The following is a 17,773-nucleotide window of genomic DNA, read 5'->3' on the forward strand; positions in this document are numbered from 1 at the left end:
CTATTGATGGCTACTTTTGAAATAATATAGTTATCTAAGTCACAAAATTGTAAATTTTTTTGTAATTATAGCGTGAATAACGCATCAGTGCCGTCATCTATTCTAAGTATAATATTACTTATATATCAGTTAGGTAATTGTGTGTTTGATGATGAGGTACCTGTATTACCTGAAATTCCCCTCACCAAAAATGAAATTATAATGCCATGTTGTGATCGATATGGAATTTTAATTTCAATCAAAATGATATGTTGTGTCACAGTGAGTTAACATACTTATCAGTGATAACGCCAGTTGAGGATCGCCAGAAACCGCTAGCGAGCATTCATTGATAGTCTATTTTTGTCTCGTCAGGAGGATATAGATGAAAGAAGTCAGTGTTGGATTGATTGGTGGTGGTTATTGCAGCCAAGCCGTCGGTTGGTTTCAGGCCGCAACCTTTGTTTGTGCTGTCAGCAGAATGAGGGGCTGGGACGTCGGTTGAGGCGGGGTAGCAAAATATAACGTATTACCAGTACCACCATGGTAATCGGTACATTTTAAAAATTGGGAGCGCAAAAGGATCATGCAAAATAAAAACCGTAGCAAGAATCATATAATATCGCACTCTGGAATAAAACTTATTTGTCTTCAATAACTGCATTTATCTTATTAATAAATCAGAGTGTCAAAAAGTTCTTCATCACCTCCATGTTTTAAGGTGGAGAAGGAGTTACTTTTGTTTTTTGAAACCCTTTTTGACATTAAATGGATAATCAAATAAAAAGGTAATGATATGTCGTTAATGATGAATCTCAATGCACAACAGAGAAAACGATTACATCAAATAACATTAGTCGCTACATTTGGTGGCTTGCTCTTTGGTTATGATACCGGTGTTATTAATGGTGCATTTTCTTCATTGAAAGAAAATATGGCCCTGACGCCGACGACAGTGGGCCTGGTAATGAGTGTACTATTGGTCGGTGCCGCCATTGGTAGTGTTTTTGGCGGAAAATTGGCTGACTTTTTTGGTCGAAGAAAATACCTGCTCTATCTCTCCTTCGTTTTTTTCTTTGGTGCGTTATTGTGTGCATTATCACCTAATATCACCACTCTTTTAATTGCCAGATTTTTGCTTGGTTACGCGGTAGGCGGGGCATCGGTTACTGCACCTACATTTATATCCGAGGTTGCACCGACAGAAATGCGGGGCAAACTTACCGGGTTGAATGAAGTTGCCATTGTTATTGGACAATTAGCAGCATTTGCAGTAAATGCGGTAATTGGTATTGCCTGGGGCCATCTACCTGAGGTCTGGCGTTATATGCTATTGGTTCAAACTATCCCTGCTATTTGCTTGTTAGTAGGAATGTGGCGTTCGCCAGAAAGCCCCCGTTGGTTGATCAGTAAAAATAGGCGGGAAGAGGCATTAGTAATTTTAAAACAAATTCGCCCTGAGCCACGGGCTATTAAAGAATTTAATGATATCGTAACGTTGATTGATATCGAAAAAGAAAAGAAATTGTATGCTAAAAATGATTTGGCTATTATTTTTCAAACACCGTGGATCTTAAAATTAATTTTGGTAGGTATTGCCTGGGCAGCTTTACAGCAAACTACCGGTGTTAACGTCATTATGTATTATGGTACGGAAATATTAAAAACTGCCGGATTCTCGGAAAGAATGTCGCTAATCTGCAACGTGTTAAATGGCGTTTTTTCTGTCGGGGGGATGGTTATTGGGGTTATGTTCCTGGTTGATCGTTTTAAACGGAAAACACTGATTGTGTATGGTTTTGCCCTGATGGCAACGCTGCACTTGATTATTGCTGGTGCGGATTATTATCTGGTTGGTGAAATAAAGGCAACTGTTATTTGGTTGCTGGGTGCACTGTTTGTCGGGGTCATGCAGGGTACGATGGGCTTTCTGACTTGGGTCGTATTAGCAGAACTGTTCCCATTAAAGATTCGTGGCCTATCTATGGGGATCTCAGTATTTTTCATGTGGATCATGAATGCCATTGTGAGTTACTTGTTCCCCGTGCTTCAGGCGAAACTTGGCTTGGGTCCGGTCTTCTTGATTTTTGCTCTTATCAACTATCTGGCGATTATCTTTGTGATTACCGCCTTACCAGAAACATCCAATAAATCATTAGAACAACTTGAAGAAGAACTGTCTGCCGGTAATTAATAACATAATTTTTATATGAGATAAAAAAGATCATATCGCAAAGGGGACAGATAATGATAGATAATATTACCGTTGATAACCTACACTTAGGATGTCATGCAAAAAATAAAGCTGAAGTTTTAGCAATGATAGGAAAAGAGTTTAAATTAAAAGGTTATATTAACCAAGACTGTATCTCTTTTCTTAATGAAAGAGAACAACAAGTCTCTACATTCTTAGGGAATGGTATTACCTTACCTCATCTGCCTAAATCAGCCACAAATATCATTGTTAAAACCGGTGTTGAGATTTTTCAATTCCCTGATGGTGTCATCTGGGATAGAAGTAATGTTATGTTTATTGCCATTGGGGTTATTGCTAAAGAAAAGGAGCATATTGATGTGTTAAAAGATGTAGCCTCGATTTTTAGTGATGAAATTATTGCCAATGCGCTCTCATTAATCTCAAATAAACAGGATTTTCTCCGTATCCTTAATCGTAAATAGGGGGAGGGTCGTGTAAGCCTGGAGTTGTAGGGCTTATTAGCAGATTAAATAGTAAAAAGCTCACTTGAGGTTGCTTAAGTGGGCTTTTTTAATTTGGTAGTTGTAAAACCATCTCAATGTGCTGGCTGACGCTTAACAGTAGTGATTTTTATTAACCATTTCGGCATAAAGTTATTAAGGCGATTTGATGCCATTCGCGCATGTTCTCATCCTGAAAGAGAACCTAGGTACTCAGAAAAAGGTTACCAACGACAATAAAGGTATTGGTCCTTTTATTTTGGCAAGCAGTGAAATGAACAGAAGACAATAAAGAATTATTTTCAGTAACACTTTAGGTATTTGAACGCAAAACCAATGCCTAAAGTGGCTTCATTATAATAATCAGCCTTTTATTTATAGTTTTATGAAGTTCATTTTATAGAGTGTTAGACGACGCGGGCATGCCGAATAAACCGGAGTGGCAGGGTATCAACCCACCGGACAGTAACTCTGGAAGATAGCCGCGCACGTCTGGATCAGTTCGGGGAATTGCCGGTAAAGGCTATTCCCCGCAACCGCGGTTAATCTATGAGGGAGATGTATGATGAACGGCAATAACATCAGTAATGTCGATCTCGCCCCTATTAACTTGTGCGACCTTGCGTTCTGTCGCTGAGTTTGATTCTGCCGAGTTGTGTTGAATGGGGTACCAGTTATTCAGCCTATCAACGTAGGCGATGACATTTGTGTGTATTCTGTTGTGACTGAATGACATCTCAGGATGACTTATATCGTTGCCCTGTGTTGCTATCAGGTGTACCACCAAATACATGCATAGGGCTTGCGATACGTTACTGCGATAGTTGTTGTAGCCTTGAGCGTTGGAAAAGGACTGCTGAGCAGGCCCAGACATGTTGTAGTAGTACTCGTCGTTCTCATAATAGATGAAATACGGGGCTAAGCCTGGGCGGCTTATCATGACCTCCATGACCTTCCCACCAAACCAATTGCGTGGTCGGTCTTGCAAGCTGTCTGCCGTCATAACGACTTTCCCTGATTGCGTTATGAGGAGGACCGATGCCCCCATCTGCTCAAGATTAACTGCGATTTGTCTCTGAGTTTGCTCGACCTGAGACTCCCGCTTCCTGGCAGATAAGTCCATTTCGTTGGCATGACTCTCGCGTGATTCAGCTAATAATCCTGCATCCTCGATAAAGAACGTATCTATACCGCGAAGCGGCTGAGAATGCTCTCCGTAGGGTGATTTTGCAATGATATGTCCCACGATAGAGCAACGGGCCATGGCAGCGAGCTTTTCACTTACACCTGACGATCTCATCGCAGCATGTAACTGATTTAGGCCATCAACGATTTGATCCGCGGCTGAATCGGGTTTTAACCGGTTCAAACCCCCTTCGTAGAAGTCCTTGTTTATGCCAGTTCGCTTGACGAATGAATGAACGAAATCAAAATTGCTCATTGTGGCTGTATCCAATTCATAAGCGATAACGTCCACCGTAGCGCCGTATTTTCGGCAAATCACATCATAAAAGCGGGCGGCACAAACCATTATCGAATATATCAGGCTATCCCCAGAATTCGCGTCTTTGGCAAATTTAGCGAGATTATTTGCTCCAAATCCACCTCGATCCGCTGCCTCCAACTGCCAGAGAATAGCTTTGGCTCGAGGATGACCGGCTTCCGCTGCTTTATACCAACAGTCTGCCGCCAGATCGAAATCATAGGGTGTCACACTGCCTGACCCCCAAAGAAGAGAAAGATTGAATAATGCCGAAACGTGACCTCCCCGAGCAGCATTGCCTAAGTGTCTACTTGCAGCGTTGCAATCGCCTGCCCGTAAGGCCTCAACACCACAAACGTATTCGGCTTCCACGTCTTCTGATGTGCTGGTGAAAAACGGATCCTGAAACTCAGCCATATTCATATTCCTTCGCGTCGACTAATATTCATCTCGCACTTTTGTACGGATGTCTCCGTTGCACACAACGTTGTAATTTCCAGGATATCTAACAATTAACATATCAAAATGTCGGCCTGGTACGATAATAGCCGCACAGGATCAATCCAAATATAGGCTGGTGGATAACGGCAAACGAAGCAAAATAACGTATTCCAAACCGCCATTAGCAGTGGTGTAATCTGCTTTTTTTACGGCTAAAAAGCCAGTTTAGTACACTACACTTCTTGTTATTTGTTGAGCAAGGTGAGTTGCAGAAAATTCTGATTACAGGAAGGTTTAGTGGCCCCATTCCCGAACGAAACGCAACAAACCATCATGCGTTATGCAGCGAGTAGATACTCTAAAAATACCTCATTCGGTGAGCTGTATTCCAGAGATTTGCGCCCCCGAGTGTTGAGGATGTGCTCCAGTCTCGCAATATCTTCATCGCTGACGCCATTAAAATCGGTTCCTTTCGGATAAAACCGCCGTATCAGACCGTTGGTATGCTCATTCAACCCCCGCTCCCAGGAATGATAAGGCCGGGCAAAGTAAACCTTTGCGCCCGTTACCTGAGTGATGTCCTTATGTTTCGCAAACTCGGGTCCGTTATCTGCCGTCAGGGTTTTAAACTCGCAGAAAGTATTCGCCACGATGTCCCTGAACGCTTCCACGACGCTCTCAGCGCACTTATTGGGGAGTTTACGGATAATGACCTGCTTTGTGGCTTTGTCCACGACCGTCAGCAGGAATGACTTCTGGTCTTTGCCAAAAATCGTATCGATTTCAACATGCCCGGGAACCTGTTTGAGTTCAGCCTCAGCAGGCCTGTGCTCAATGCCAACCCTGTCCGGGATGGGCGTGCGTCCGGGCTCACCCGTATCATAGCGATAGCGTTTACCCCGGTGAGGGAGCTGAAGGTAAAGCTTACCGCCAGCCTGTCTGTCCGAACGGATATAGCGGTAGAGGGTATTTTTGCTGACGGCGATATCAAACTGGATTTTCAGTCTCCCACAGATAACCTCAGGGGAGGTATGTACAGCCAGCGCCTGCCGGAGAAAGTCTTGTGTCTGCTGGCCCAGAGGGAAACAGGCATTGTGTGCCGAGGTGGCGCCCCGCCGTTGTCTGGCTAAGGCATCAGCGCGTCTGGAGGAGTAAAGTCCGTTGAAAGCGGGGTCCGTATTACGCCTGAGCTCCCGGCTCAGGGTAGAGCGAGAGACGCCGAGCTCTCTGGCAATGCAGGACTGATTAACGCCTTCAGCTTTTCGTTTTTCGATGTAAAAGCGCTCATGCTGAGTCAAATGTTTTCCCTTCATGCAACAGGGTCTCCGACAGGGTCAATACGGCTATTTTATCCGTACCTGACCGGTGGGTCACTTTGTTGCATTTCGTTTGGGAATTGGCGGTGTTTATGGTTGCAGCATCATCGCCACCATTCTCTATTTTTAACCCTCTTTTTTCGGCCAACACTAACGTATTGATTTTATACAGGATTGGTCGAGAGTATTAAAAAAGCCTTTTTTACCCTCGCAGTCTATTTTTCTTTTACCATCAGCAAGTTATGTGTATTTTATAACTGTTCACTGCCGTATCGGCAGGCTTAGAGAAGAGGCTTCGGCCAGTAACACACAAAAACGATCAAAAAAACAAAAGCAAAAAGCCCGCTTAGTTTCCTAAGCGAGCTTTTCTAATTTGGCTCCTCTGACTGGACTCGAACCAGTGACATACGGATTAACAGTCCGCCGTTCTACCGACTGAACTACAGAGGAATCGTGTGAACGGGGCGCATGATATCTAGCATGCCCGATACTGTCAACGCTAAATTAGTACATTGCGATTGACTGCTCAGCATCTGAGCAAAGAGGGTGGATATAGCGGCTAAATAAGGCCAGTCCGCGATTTATTATTAACTATCGACTCTTTACTGCTTCAACGAAGGTATAGGTAATTAACTTAGTGGCTGCATATTATCGGTATTTTGATTATCCGCTAACCCATTTTCCCAACGTTTTAATCTGGCGAGTGGGTCCTGACGATAGAATGCGCAGAAATGCTGATAAACAACAGGAAAACGACTTTCTAATAGTTCAGGCGCACTGAAGAAATACTCTGATAATACCGCAAAACATTCCGCCGGATCACTGGCGGCATACGCATCCATACTGGCAGCCTCGACACCTACCATATCTATCTCATCTTGAATACTGTCCATCGCCTGATGCAGGTCATATTCCCATGCAGCTACATCACGCATAGCAATAGGAGGCACCCCGTTAGAATTGCCACCATTACGCATATCCAGCTTGTGCGCGGCCTCATGAATAACCAGATTAAAGCCTGATAAATCAAAGGAATCTTGAATATCTTGCCAGTTCAAGACAATCGGCCCTTGTTCCCAACTTTGACCCGATTGTACCGTTTGACCAGAGTGCACCAAGCCGAGATCATCTTGCCAGTCGTCGTCAACCACAAAAGGTGAAGGATAAATAAGGACTTCATGAAAGCCATCTAACCATTTGGCGCCGAGTTCCATCACTGGCAGTGCGAATAGCAGACAAAGGCGGGCTTGCATCAGCGGTGTTAGTTCTAACCCCTGCAATGGCACCAGCCGCTTTTGTTGCAGCAAATTACTGGCAACAGAAACCAGCCGCTGCTGCTCCTGCTCATTCAGCGGAGCCAACAGTGGGATGTTCAGTGCTTCCTGCCACTGCGCAAGCATCTCCGCTTGCGGTTGATTTGCTTTCCACAGCCACTTAATCATCAGGTTGCCCACAAAGTGATAATTCGAATATCTAAAGCAGGGAGGTGTTACCATAAACATGCCGTAAAAAGGTGCATGATCGCAACCGTTTCATGGAGAGATACCGGAGCGGCTGAAGAGGTTGCCCCGAAAACGACTGAGAAGATAACCTTTCTAAGGGGAAAACCCCGCTTGCTCCGCCATTATTCAAGCACTTATAGAAAAAAATTCAGCGATCCTTATCACACTAAGTTGGCGTGGCAAGATGATAAATAATAGATCAGGGTTGTTGATTGTTTGCTGCTATTTAGGCCTATATTTAATTATGACATCAGAGAGTTCTGACTGATGAATCCCAAATGCAGGAGAAGGCTATTCGCGGCTTAACCGGTTTCATTGTAATACTGACGGCACTACTGCTGCCGGGCAGTGTTGCCTATGCAGCGATGGCGGGTGATGCCAGCCCGATGTTCATGCCAATATCGAGTCTCCTTACCTCTGACCCGATTCGGGTCGCTCAACACCATTTTGAGCAGATTGAATCCTATCAGGTCATAATTCATTCTCTGTCAGCACAAGGCGAGGCTACGGTGATTCGTTATAGCTATCGTAAGCCGGGATATGTGCGTATGGATTTTACTGAACCCCACAATGGCGCCGCGCTGGTCTATAGCCCTGAGAGTGGCAAAGTTCGATTATGGCCCTTCGGTGTAAACACGCTACCTGTGCTGAGCCTTTTGCCCACCAATACCTTAATACGCGATAAAAATGGCCACCGGGTGGATCAATCAGACATTGGAAGGTTGTTAGACAACATCCAGCGCCTGCAACAAGGTGGAAAGACCGCAATTCTTGGTGAGGAGGTTTTCGCGCAACAACTGGTATTGCACCTCTCAATAACTGGCCCGGCCGGTTTCACTGTGGATAAGGTGCATCGCTGTGACATCTGGCTAGATAATCGATCCCATTTGCCTGTCAAAGTGATCAGTTATGGGGTGGATGAAAGGCAACTGGAAACGGTCATTATGGAGGCAATGATTATCAATTTGCATTTTCCTGAGCGTTTTTTCACCCCTTGATGCGGAGTTCGCTGGTATGGCTGAGTATCGGTTTTCCACCATTTGGCAGGTCAAGGCACCGCTTCAGGCAGTATGGGATATTTTATGCCACCCGGATATGTGGCCGTATTGGTGGAAAAGCCTGGAGCAAATCATTGAGATAGAAAAAGGCGATCTACAGGGTATCGGCGCATTACATCGTTATACCTGGAAAGGTGTACTTCCTTATCGGATAACCTTTGATATTCATGTAGTAACCATTATGCCTTTACATTTGTTAGAGGGGCAGGCGAGTGGTGAAGTTGAAGGGATTGGGCAGTGGTCATTATTTTACAATGGCAGCGACACCATTGTTCGTTACGATTGGCATATTCGAACCAATACGCGCTGGATGAACTGTCTGGCACCAATAGCTGCCCCATTATTTCGCTGGAATCATGATAGCGTTATGCGAGAAGGTGCCAAAGGGTTAGCGCGTAAATTAGGCACACAGGTGGAGATGAGGTGATGCTATCGCTCCATAAGATGGCATTACGTACTGGCTTACAATGATTGGCAGAGTCAAAAAAGATAACAGTAAGTGATAATTATTTCTGTTTATAAGATAATAAAAGTGGCTATTTTTGTTTCTTTTTGTCATGAGATTTGTTGATATTAATTTAATTTTTCGATAAATAGATATTTTTTCACTTAAATATTATAAATAATTTGTAAAGATCATTTTTGGCTAAATTTATGTTTGGCATTTTTTGATGTGTTATATCTAAGAATGGTATTTTTTTAAGATGTCCTCATCTATCAGCGAAAGAAAAGTCCCACAAGCCTGTTTTATATTGTTTTTTTATTTATGAGTCATTCACGTGTTTAATATCGAATATAACTTATTTTTATATGTTATCTATCGATTGTAGGTAATTTCCCACACGGAATGAGATATGTCCTGCCGTGAATTTCCACTCTTCTTTTGTTTGTATTCTGTGATTCTTATTATTTGGTAATGCATTTATAACATCACGTTTTGGACTGGATTGACAATATTTAAAATGCTGAAATAATAGCCGTACGAAATCGGATTTCACTGATTCAGGATATTAATCCTAATTAATATTATTGGCCTAAAACCTTATTTTAAAGCACAGGGAAATAAACATGAAAATTAAAACTAGCAATGCATTAATCGCTGCTATTGCAAGCGTATTTATTGCACAATCAGCATTTGCTGCTGATGGAACTATTACCATTAACGGTCAAATTACAGATACGACTTGTGGTGTCTCTGTCAACAACGGCACTAAAGATGGGACCGTTAACTTACCGACTATTTCTGCAAGCGCACTGAGTTCAGTCAACTCCGTTGCGGGTACCACTCCTTTCAATATCTCGTTGTCTGGTTGTACTGGGGCGACACTGAATAACGCTTATGCTTACGTCGAACCAGGTGCTTTTGTTGAGACCAGCACTGGCCGGTTGAACAACAATAGCGGTACAGCAACTGGTGTTCAGGTTCGTTTGTTAGACAAAAGCAGCACAGCAATCATGGTAGGCGGCGCTAGCCAGGGCGGCGTGGTGGAAGATATTTCCACTGGTGATGCAACATTGGGCTACTACGCACAATATTATGCGAATAGTGGCACTGTTGGTGCTGGTACCGTTGTAACACAAGTCGACTATACTATTGTTTACGATTAATCAAAGCGTGTGATATAGCGTAGCTGGTGGCAAGTGATTGTTATAGCTAATGTTATCTGTTGCCAAATGGGAGCTTAATGCTCCCTGTTTCATTCGCTCTATAATTGGAAACTCTTATGCGCAAAACATACTTTATAGCCTTTGCTTTTGTCACATTACTGGTTGCAGCAACGGTTACCCGTGCTGAAGTCATGATCACGGGTACGCGTGTTATTTATGACGAGAAGCAGCGTGAAGGTGTGGTTAAGGTTTCCAATACCGGTAATATGCCGGTTCTTCTTCAAGCCTGGATTGATAACGGTGATGCGAATGCGCGTCCTGATACCATCAAGGTGCCTTTTAGTGTTACGCCACCAGTAGTGCGTCTGGATCCTAAACGGGATCAGACTATTCGCCTGTTCCGTACTGGCAGCGGCTTAGCAACCGATCGTGAAACGCTTTTTTGGTTTAATTTGCTAGAGATTCCGCCTAAACCCACTAAAGGTGCCACGGGGGAAGATAATAAATTGCAATTGGCTTTTCGTACCCGAATAAAAATGTTCTATCGCCCAGCAGAATTAACGATGCCGATAGAACAGGCTATTACGAATCTGACCTTTTCTAAAAAGGGCAATCAACTGGTTATAAAAAATGCATCACCGTATTATATAACCTTTAGAAAATTGGAGTTACGGGCATCAAAAGAGAGCCCGGCGGTGGCGAACTTGAGTAAAATAAATAATAAGATGATTGCACCTTTTGCTGAGCTTAGCTTACCGGTTAGCGCTAACGGACCAATAAATAATACTACACAAGTTTTTTATTCTGTTATCAATGATCAGGGTGGCGAGACGCAGGGTGTTAAAAAGTTGGCGCAATAAAAACATAAATATAATTAATTAGTCTTTCTCTGCATCCACCGGGTGCATATTTATTAAATGGCCTCGATATAATGTTTAATTATTACATGTATTATCAAAAAAACGAGCGCCCGAAATATTTGTCGGCATTCTCCCTTGTTATTTTTAGCTTGGGCGGCATGCTATTTAATTTACCCGCCTGTGCTGAAGACCCTGAACATGTTGAGTTCAGTGATTCTTTCCTCCGTTTTTCTGTTGATGCCAGCCGCTATAGTGAGGGCAATCCCGTTGCTCCAGGTGAGCGTAGTATTGATATCTATTTGAATGAGCAATGGATCGGGCGTCAGGCGATACGCTTTGAGTTGCCGTCGCCAGAATCTAAAGTGGCTCTTCCGTGTTTTGACTTAAAGTTGTTTGATGAACTCGGAATTGATACCACTAAGCTCACGCCTGATGTACTGAAACAACTGGAAACTGCCAGTGTTTGCTCGTCATCGAGTACTCTGCTGGACGGTGGGAATGCCATTTTTGATGAGAATACCCAGCGGTTGGATATTCAGATCCCACAGGCTTCCTTAATCCGTCAGGCGCGTGGCTATGTTAATCCCAAATATTGGGATGACGGTGTGACGGCGGCAACGCTGAAATATGATTACACCGGTTATCGCAGTAATCAGAGTGATGCCAGTAGCCAGACTTATCAATATCTCGGGCTGCTAGGCGGATTCAACTGGCAAAGTTGGCGTTTATACTATCGTAGCGCATTAAATCGAAGTGACAGTCAGGGATTTGATTATCAAAATCTGGCCACCTACGCGGAGCGTGCGGTGCCATCGTTATATAGCAAAATGACGATTGGTGACTCCAATACTGATGGTCAGGTATTCGACAGTCTCAGCTATCGTGGCATTGAATTAAGCTCGGATGATCGTATGTTCGCTGACTCTCAGCGTGGTTATGCACCCGTAGTGCGCGGCATCGCCCGTACTAACGCCCGTGTCGTGGTGCGTCAACAAGGCCAATCTATTTATGAAACCACGGTGCCACCGGGGCCTTTTACCATCGACGATCTCTACCCTACAGGTCAGGGCGGCAATCTGATTGTCACTATTACTGAAGCTGATGGTAGCGAGCAGTCGTTTACCGTGCCATTTGCATCAATTGCCGAGCTATTGCGGCCGGGAACCACGCGCTATTCTTTAATGGCCGGTGAGTATCGTGATAATTCAATGGCGGAAAAACCGGCTCTCTTGATGGGAACCTTGCGCCATGGCTTATCCAATTTAATCACCGGTAACGGTGGAGTGGTTGCAGCCGAAGGGTATCTATCGGCCTCTGCCGGGCTGGCGTTTAATACCCCCGTAGGCGCGGTGGCATTTAGTTTGACACAAGCACAAACCAGGTTACCCGGTGAGAGTGATCAGAACGGTCAGAGTATGGGCATTACCTATGCGAACTCATTACCGGAAACCAATACCAGCCTGACCATCGCCAGTTACCACTATTCCAGTGACGGTTTTTATACGCCGTCAGAAGCGATGCGCATGCGTGACTATTTGCAACATGGCGAAGTTAATAACACTATTTTCAATTCAAGCCTGCCAGATGGTAATACTCGCTACGATGACAGTTTTAAGTATCGTCGCCGCAATCAGGCGCAAATCAGTATTACTCAAGGTTTGCCAGAGGGTTATGGTTCGTTTTATGCCAATGCGAATGCGCAGGATTATTGGGGCGGGCAGCGTCGCGATATGAATTTCCAACTCGGTTATAATAATAGTTATAAGTCACTGAGTTATAACCTAGTTCTTAATCGGCTGCGCAATATGTCCAGTGGGGATTGGGATAATCAACTGAGCGTCTCTTTCTCCATTCCGTTGGGCAGCAAACGGGGTTCACCGCGGTTGAGCACCAGTTACACCAACACTCGTGACAGCAGTTCAGTTCAAACCGGGGTTTCAGGTTCTGCTGGCGACGATAATCAATTTAACTATGGTGTTTCAGCGGCGAATAACCGTACTGACGTGAACGGTAACTACAACACTGTAGGCGTGACGGGCAGTTGGCTGGCGCCTAAAACGACTATTGGTGGCAGTTATTCGAAAAGTAATGATTACGAGCAGGCCAGTGTCAATATGTCTGGTGGCATCGTCGCCTACGGTGGTGGTGTGGTTTTTGCCTCCTATCTGGGCGATACGGTAGGGATTGTTGAGGCCCCGGATGCTGCCGGAGCCCGTGTGGCCAACTATTCGGGGATGCGTCTCGATAGCAGTGGCCGGGCGGTGGTGCCTTACTTAAGCCCTTACCGACAAAATGATGTAGAACTGGATCCAAAAGGCTTATCGTCGGATGTGGAATTTAAAACTACCAGTCAACGGGTTGCCCCTACTGCCGGTGCGGTGGCACTGGTGAAGTTTGAGACCTCCAGTGGCTATTCGATGTTATTGACCGGACATCGGGCGGATAACACACCACTGCCGTTTGGTGCCGAGGTGAAAGATGCCACTGGTGCCAGTGTGGGCTATATCGCTCAGGGCGGGCAAGCCATGGTGCGGGTGAACCAGCAAGATGGACATCTGCGCGTGATATGGGGTGAGGGCGTTGGTGATAGTTGCGGCTTTGATTATAAATTACCCAGCGGCGCATTGGTTAAGGGTGAATTCCGGCAGTTAGAGGTGATATGCAAATGAGTTCTTATCGGAATATAGCGCAATATTACATGGACAGGTTCTGTGGTGCAGCCAGTGATTCGATAGCGCGCGGCTGCCGTCAACTAAAACAACTTTTACTGTGGTTACTGGTGATGAGTAGTTTAGCGATCAGCCATAATGCTAATGCATTGGGCTCTGCCATGGATTGTGACTATAGCGGTACTTACTATATTTATGGCCCGACAACCACACTGCGAGTTCCGCCCAACACCGCGGTTGGTTCGCCGATTGGTTCATGGATAAGCTTCCCCGCAGGGGGCTGGGTGTGCAAGATATTATCCACCTCAATGAATGACAGTATTAAGGCTGGGGCAGGGCTGTTCTCGCCGTACAGCATCGACCGGACAATCAACATTGATGGCAATAGTCACAGTGTATTTTCTTATACCGGTAAAGCTGGCTTAGGCTATGCACTGCGTTTTCGCGTGACCGGCGCAGGTTTCAGCAGCGACTGGAAGCCGATGAATGGCTTTAGCGCGGCAAATATAGTTTATTCCTCACCGCTGTTAGGCCCTATTCCTTACAACAATGGGGCTAATTTTAACTTGAACGTAGAACTACAAATCAAGTTTGTTAAGATTGCCACGACATTAACCAGTGGATGGGTTGCCGCTTTTGACCCTGCTTATGCCTATAACTATCGCACCTATAACAATGGCGCCAGTAGTTATCTTGAATCAACCCGCTACCGATTATTTGATTTTGCGCCAAATTCCCTGAATATCCAGTTAATGACACAGACCTGCACCACACCGGATGTGATTGTCAATTTACCGGATGTCGCCAGCAATAAATTTACTGGGATTGGCAATATTGAAGGGTTAAGATCATTTAATCTCAATTTTAATAACTGCCCTGGTGGATTGGCGGGTATTAATTATACGTTTGGCGCGGCAACTAATGTGCTGAATGCGGCAAATGGTGTGGTAGCGTTGAATAGCGGATCTACTGCCAGAGGCGTGGGGGTATTATTGCGTAGCCAGACAAATACACCTATCGTGTTGAATACCGAATACACCTTGAGCGGCTATAATTCAGCGAGCACGCAGAGCTACACCGTGCCGATGAACGCCGGGCTTTATCAAACTGAAAGCACCGTGCAAAGTGGTTCCGTCAACGGCGCATTTACTTTTACGTTGATCTATAAATGAAAACGCTATCGTACTGGCTCATGCTGTATATCCGCAGGTTCACGCATCGGTATCACGTGTTTGCGGCGGTGACCCTTGCCTCCTTCTTGCTCAGTACCACAGCGCAGGCGGGTATTGCTATTGGTCTGACCCGAGTGGTGGTTACTGGAGATGATAAATCAGGCAGCGTACAGATCCTCAATAAGGGCAATCGCCCAGCTTTACTGCAACTGTGGGTTGATAACAATATTGCTGAAATGGATAAATCAATTGAGCAGATAAAGGTACCGTTTGTTGTTGATACTCCAGTGTTCCGCCTTGATCCCCAAACCAATAAATCTGTTCGCATTTACTATACCGGTACTGCCGGTCAACTGCCGTCTGATCGCGAATCGATGTTTTGGCTGAATGTATTAGAAGTGCCTCCGAAAAGCGCCTCGTCGCAGACCACCAACAATGAAGTACAAATTGCCTTCCGCTCACGCATCAAACTGTTTTATCGCCCGGCGGGTATTCCAGCCAGTTCAGAGGGGGTGCTTAACCAACTCTCTTTCAGATGGGTTCCAGAGGGCAGTGGCGGGGTTTTTCGTGTCACCAATCCGACGCCATTTAATGTGACATTCCAGACTGTGGAGATTGCGCAAAGTAAAAGTGCCGCGAGAACCCCGGTTAAGTTGGGGAATGACGATATGGTCGCGCCGAAAAGTAGCATCGATGGTGGGCTAGTCGGTAATCAAATTCCGGCTAAGAATATGACGGTATTCTTCTCAATTATTGATGATTTTGGCTCGACAGTGGAAGGTCAACAGCCACTACAATAACCCGTGTTGTTACTCCTTACTGCTGCGGCGAGACTAACGATAGCCCGCAAACAGGCAAACAACGTGGTCATAAGAAAAATCCTACAAATCAAACGGATACAATTCATTCCTGCTTTGCTTTTCCTATTGGTCTCTCCGGCCACAAGTGATACCTTTCTATTATCACGATGATAAACAGGCGTTTCGCACAGAATTTCAGCAGCGATTTATCATTTTGCAACAACTTGCCACAAGGAAAATGCCGTGACTCAAGGAAACCGTATCGCGCAGGAACTGGCGTTTAGCACCAGTGATAATGTTCCGTTATTCTACCGTTGTTGGGTTGGCCTGTTCGGTACAAGATGCTGATGAGTTTGTCCGTTTCGCCGCCATTAACTGACCTGTTCTTAGCGCGTTAAATCCTGAAAAAGCAGGCGGTGTCGCCTGCTTTTTTTTGCGTAAAATTTAGATAGTGGGTTCCTGATTACCTAACTGTGTGACCACCAGTTCTACCTGTTGTTGCTGCAACAGTGCGGCCAGTTGTGACGGGGGGGAAACATTGGTAAACAGCGCTGTAGCTTTGGCAACATTACCAATTTCGACGGCGGCGGAGGCGTGGAACTTGGTATGATCGGCTGCCAATAAGATGTGGCGGGAGTGTGCCATCATCGCTTTCACCACTGTCGCCTCATTAACATCAAACTCCAGCAGGCTGCCGTCGCTATCAATTGCCCCCATGCTGGTAATCAGATAGTCGGCGCGGAAACCTTCAACGAAAGAGACCGCACTGGGGCCAATAATGCCACCATTGTTTGGTCGTAGCGTACCGCCTGGCACCATCACTTCAAAATCGGTATTTTTATATAAAATGTGTGCCACCCTCAGGCTATTAGTAATAATCCGCAGGTGGCTGTGATTTATCAATGCGCGGGCGATATGTTCAACAGTGGTACCAATAGTGATAAACACCGTTGAACGATCGGGAATGTAATCAGCAATCGCCTCAGCAATGGCCATTTTCTCTTTAGTATATGAAAGCTCTCGCTGTTCAAACGCGGTATTCACGACGCTAGACGCTCGCCCGGCCCCACCGTGATGACGGGTAATCAGCCCTTGTTCGCTAAGCTTACGGATATCGCGACGCACGGTTTGAGTCGAAACATCCAGCAATTGTGCCAATTCATCAATATTCATATAGCCACGACTGGCGATCAGTTGAATCAGTTGATCGTGGCGCGGGTTACCGGTTAGTTCGGTCAGACTCATGCTTTGCTCTCTCTCATTCATCATACTATTGTTTATTTTATACAAAATGCGTCAGGAAAGAGTCAGTTTGATCACAATCAGGTATTCCGGCCCGCCCACCGGGGCGGGTACATTTTAATGCCGCCACGGCATTAGCATAGCGCACTGCCGCAGTAATTGTGTGTTGTCGGCCCAGCGTTACCGCTAATGCACCATGAAAAACATCCCCCGCACCGGTAGTATCGACCACGGCTACCTCAAATCCCGCTTGATGTTGCTGTTCGCCGTTCTCCAGCCAATAACAACCTTTTTTACCTCGGGTGACATACACCTGTCCGTTTGTGTCACTGGCGGCTAATAAGAGCGCAGCGTCAGTGTCATTTTTGCCCGTCATTCGCTGTAAACCCGGCTCGGAGAAGACCGCGTGGTCCGCAAGAGCGACCAACGGGCGGATATCTTGCGGCGTGACATCGGCATCAAGTAGGGTGGTGATACCGGTTTGGCGGGCCAGTGTAAATGCGGTTAGCGCCCCCTGATGCCAACGGACATCCGCCAACACGACATCATAGTGGCTGAAATCTATCCCCGTCAGCCATTGGGCATCTTCTGGCAGGTCAGGACTGGGATGGTTAATGATGATGCGCTCCCCATGACGGTCGACTAAGATCGCCGACTGCGATGAACGGGCATTGGCGTAGCGGCGGCTAAGGGCGGTATTTACCCCATAGTGTTCCAGCTCATCGAGCAGAGTATTGCCCGTGGCATCATCACCTACCCGGCCAATAAAATCGACTTGCGCGCCCAGTCGAGCCGCCGCTACCGCTGCTGTTGCCGCCGGGCCTCCACCAATCTCACGATAATCATCCGCCACATATTTACCGCCGCTATCGGGCAGTTTTGTCAGGTAATAGAGGCGGTCCTGCACCGCAATTCCTACACATGCAATCCGGGTCATGGTTTCAGT

Annotated in this window: 14 protein-coding genes and 1 tRNA gene; 9 read left to right on the forward strand and 6 right to left on the reverse strand. The window is 45.7% G+C overall.

Annotation, left to right across the window (positions count from 1 at the left end; all coding sequences use genetic code 11):
- The first annotated feature begins 775 nt into the window (after positions 1-775).
- Together ACWJJO_RS08770 and ACWJJO_RS08775 are read left to right on the forward strand one after the other, a co-directional pair.
- The gene (locus ACWJJO_RS08770) at positions 776-2,173 is read left to right on the forward strand and encodes a sugar porter family MFS transporter (RefSeq protein WP_083159207.1); all 1,398 of its coding nucleotides are present in this window, start codon (positions 776-778) and stop codon (positions 2,171-2,173) included.
- 53 nt (positions 2,174-2,226) lie between these two features.
- Entirely contained in the window at positions 2,227-2,658 is a 432-nt protein-coding gene (locus ACWJJO_RS08775; RefSeq protein WP_372558574.1) for a PTS mannitol transporter subunit IIA, read from the forward strand.
- Positions 2,659-3,223: 565 nt separating this feature from the next.
- Here ACWJJO_RS08775 and ACWJJO_RS08780 read toward each other — a convergent pair.
- The 4 genes from ACWJJO_RS08780 to mtfA all read right to left on the reverse strand — a co-directional run bounded on the left by ACWJJO_RS08780 (position 3,224) and on the right by mtfA (position 7,358).
- A complete protein-coding gene (locus ACWJJO_RS08780) occupies positions 3,224-4,576 on the reverse strand; it encodes a hypothetical protein (protein WP_481090923.1) in 1,353 nt (450 codons plus the stop codon).
- 362 nt (positions 4,577-4,938) lie between these two features.
- Entirely contained in the window at positions 4,939-5,913 is a 975-nt protein-coding gene (locus ACWJJO_RS08785) for an IS30 family transposase (protein ID WP_481090511.1), read from the reverse strand.
- Between the two features lie 377 nt (positions 5,914-6,290).
- Positions 6,291-6,366 (reverse strand) — tRNA-Asn (locus ACWJJO_RS08790).
- A gap of 179 nt (positions 6,367-6,545) precedes the next feature.
- Positions 6,546-7,358: a DgsA anti-repressor MtfA gene (gene mtfA, locus ACWJJO_RS08795; RefSeq protein WP_083159203.1), complete on the reverse strand. Its 813-nt coding sequence runs from the start codon at positions 7,356-7,358 to the stop codon at positions 6,546-6,548.
- Between the two features lie 338 nt (positions 7,359-7,696).
- On the opposite strand from mtfA, the gene ACWJJO_RS08800 reads away from it, so the two are divergent.
- The 7 genes from ACWJJO_RS08800 (at position 7,697) to ACWJJO_RS08830 (ending at position 15,585) form a co-directional block, all read left to right on the forward strand.
- The gene (locus ACWJJO_RS08800) at positions 7,697-8,416 is read left to right on the forward strand and encodes a DUF1571 domain-containing protein (RefSeq protein WP_481090924.1); all 720 of its coding nucleotides are present in this window, start codon (positions 7,697-7,699) and stop codon (positions 8,414-8,416) included.
- A gap of 16 nt (positions 8,417-8,432) precedes the next feature.
- Complete coding sequence (locus ACWJJO_RS08805; RefSeq protein ID WP_083159202.1) at positions 8,433-8,903, forward strand: SRPBCC family protein; 471 nt, start codon at positions 8,433-8,435, stop codon at positions 8,901-8,903.
- A gap of 641 nt (positions 8,904-9,544) precedes the next feature.
- The gene (locus ACWJJO_RS08810) at positions 9,545-10,084 is read left to right on the forward strand and encodes a fimbrial protein (protein WP_481090925.1); all 540 of its coding nucleotides are present in this window, start codon (positions 9,545-9,547) and stop codon (positions 10,082-10,084) included.
- A gap of 104 nt (positions 10,085-10,188) precedes the next feature.
- Positions 10,189-10,944, forward strand: a complete 756-nt coding sequence (locus tag ACWJJO_RS08815) for a fimbrial biogenesis chaperone (RefSeq protein WP_481090926.1) — start codon at positions 10,189-10,191, stop codon at positions 10,942-10,944.
- An 86-nt stretch (positions 10,945-11,030) separates the two neighbouring features.
- Positions 11,031-13,613 carry a fimbria/pilus outer membrane usher protein gene (locus ACWJJO_RS08820; protein WP_481090927.1) on the forward strand — a complete coding sequence of 861 codons (2,583 nt, stop codon included), beginning with the start codon at positions 11,031-11,033 and terminating at the stop codon, positions 13,611-13,613.
- Positions 13,610-14,785, forward strand: coding sequence for a fimbrial protein (locus ACWJJO_RS08825; protein WP_420073339.1), 1,176 nt, complete (start codon positions 13,610-13,612; stop codon positions 14,783-14,785). The genes ACWJJO_RS08820 and ACWJJO_RS08825 overlap by 4 nt, the downstream gene beginning before the upstream one ends.
- Entirely contained in the window at positions 14,782-15,585 is an 804-nt protein-coding gene (locus ACWJJO_RS08830; protein WP_442847925.1) for a fimbrial biogenesis chaperone, read from the forward strand. The genes ACWJJO_RS08825 and ACWJJO_RS08830 overlap by 4 nt, the downstream gene beginning before the upstream one ends.
- A gap of 444 nt (positions 15,586-16,029) precedes the next feature.
- Here the strand turns inward: ACWJJO_RS08830 and ACWJJO_RS08835 are convergent, their stop codons facing one another.
- Both ACWJJO_RS08835 and ACWJJO_RS08840 read right to left on the reverse strand, forming a co-directional pair.
- Positions 16,030-16,830, reverse strand: coding sequence for a DeoR/GlpR family DNA-binding transcription regulator (locus tag ACWJJO_RS08835; protein ID WP_083159197.1), 801 nt, complete (start codon positions 16,828-16,830; stop codon positions 16,030-16,032).
- 37 nt (positions 16,831-16,867) lie between these two features.
- On the reverse strand, positions 16,868-17,764 hold the full coding sequence (locus ACWJJO_RS08840) for a sugar kinase (protein WP_372569003.1): 897 nt from the start codon (positions 17,762-17,764) through the stop codon (positions 16,868-16,870).
- Positions 17,765-17,773: the final 9 nt, after the last annotated feature.

This window comes from Yersinia antarctica, from assembly GCF_056636475.1.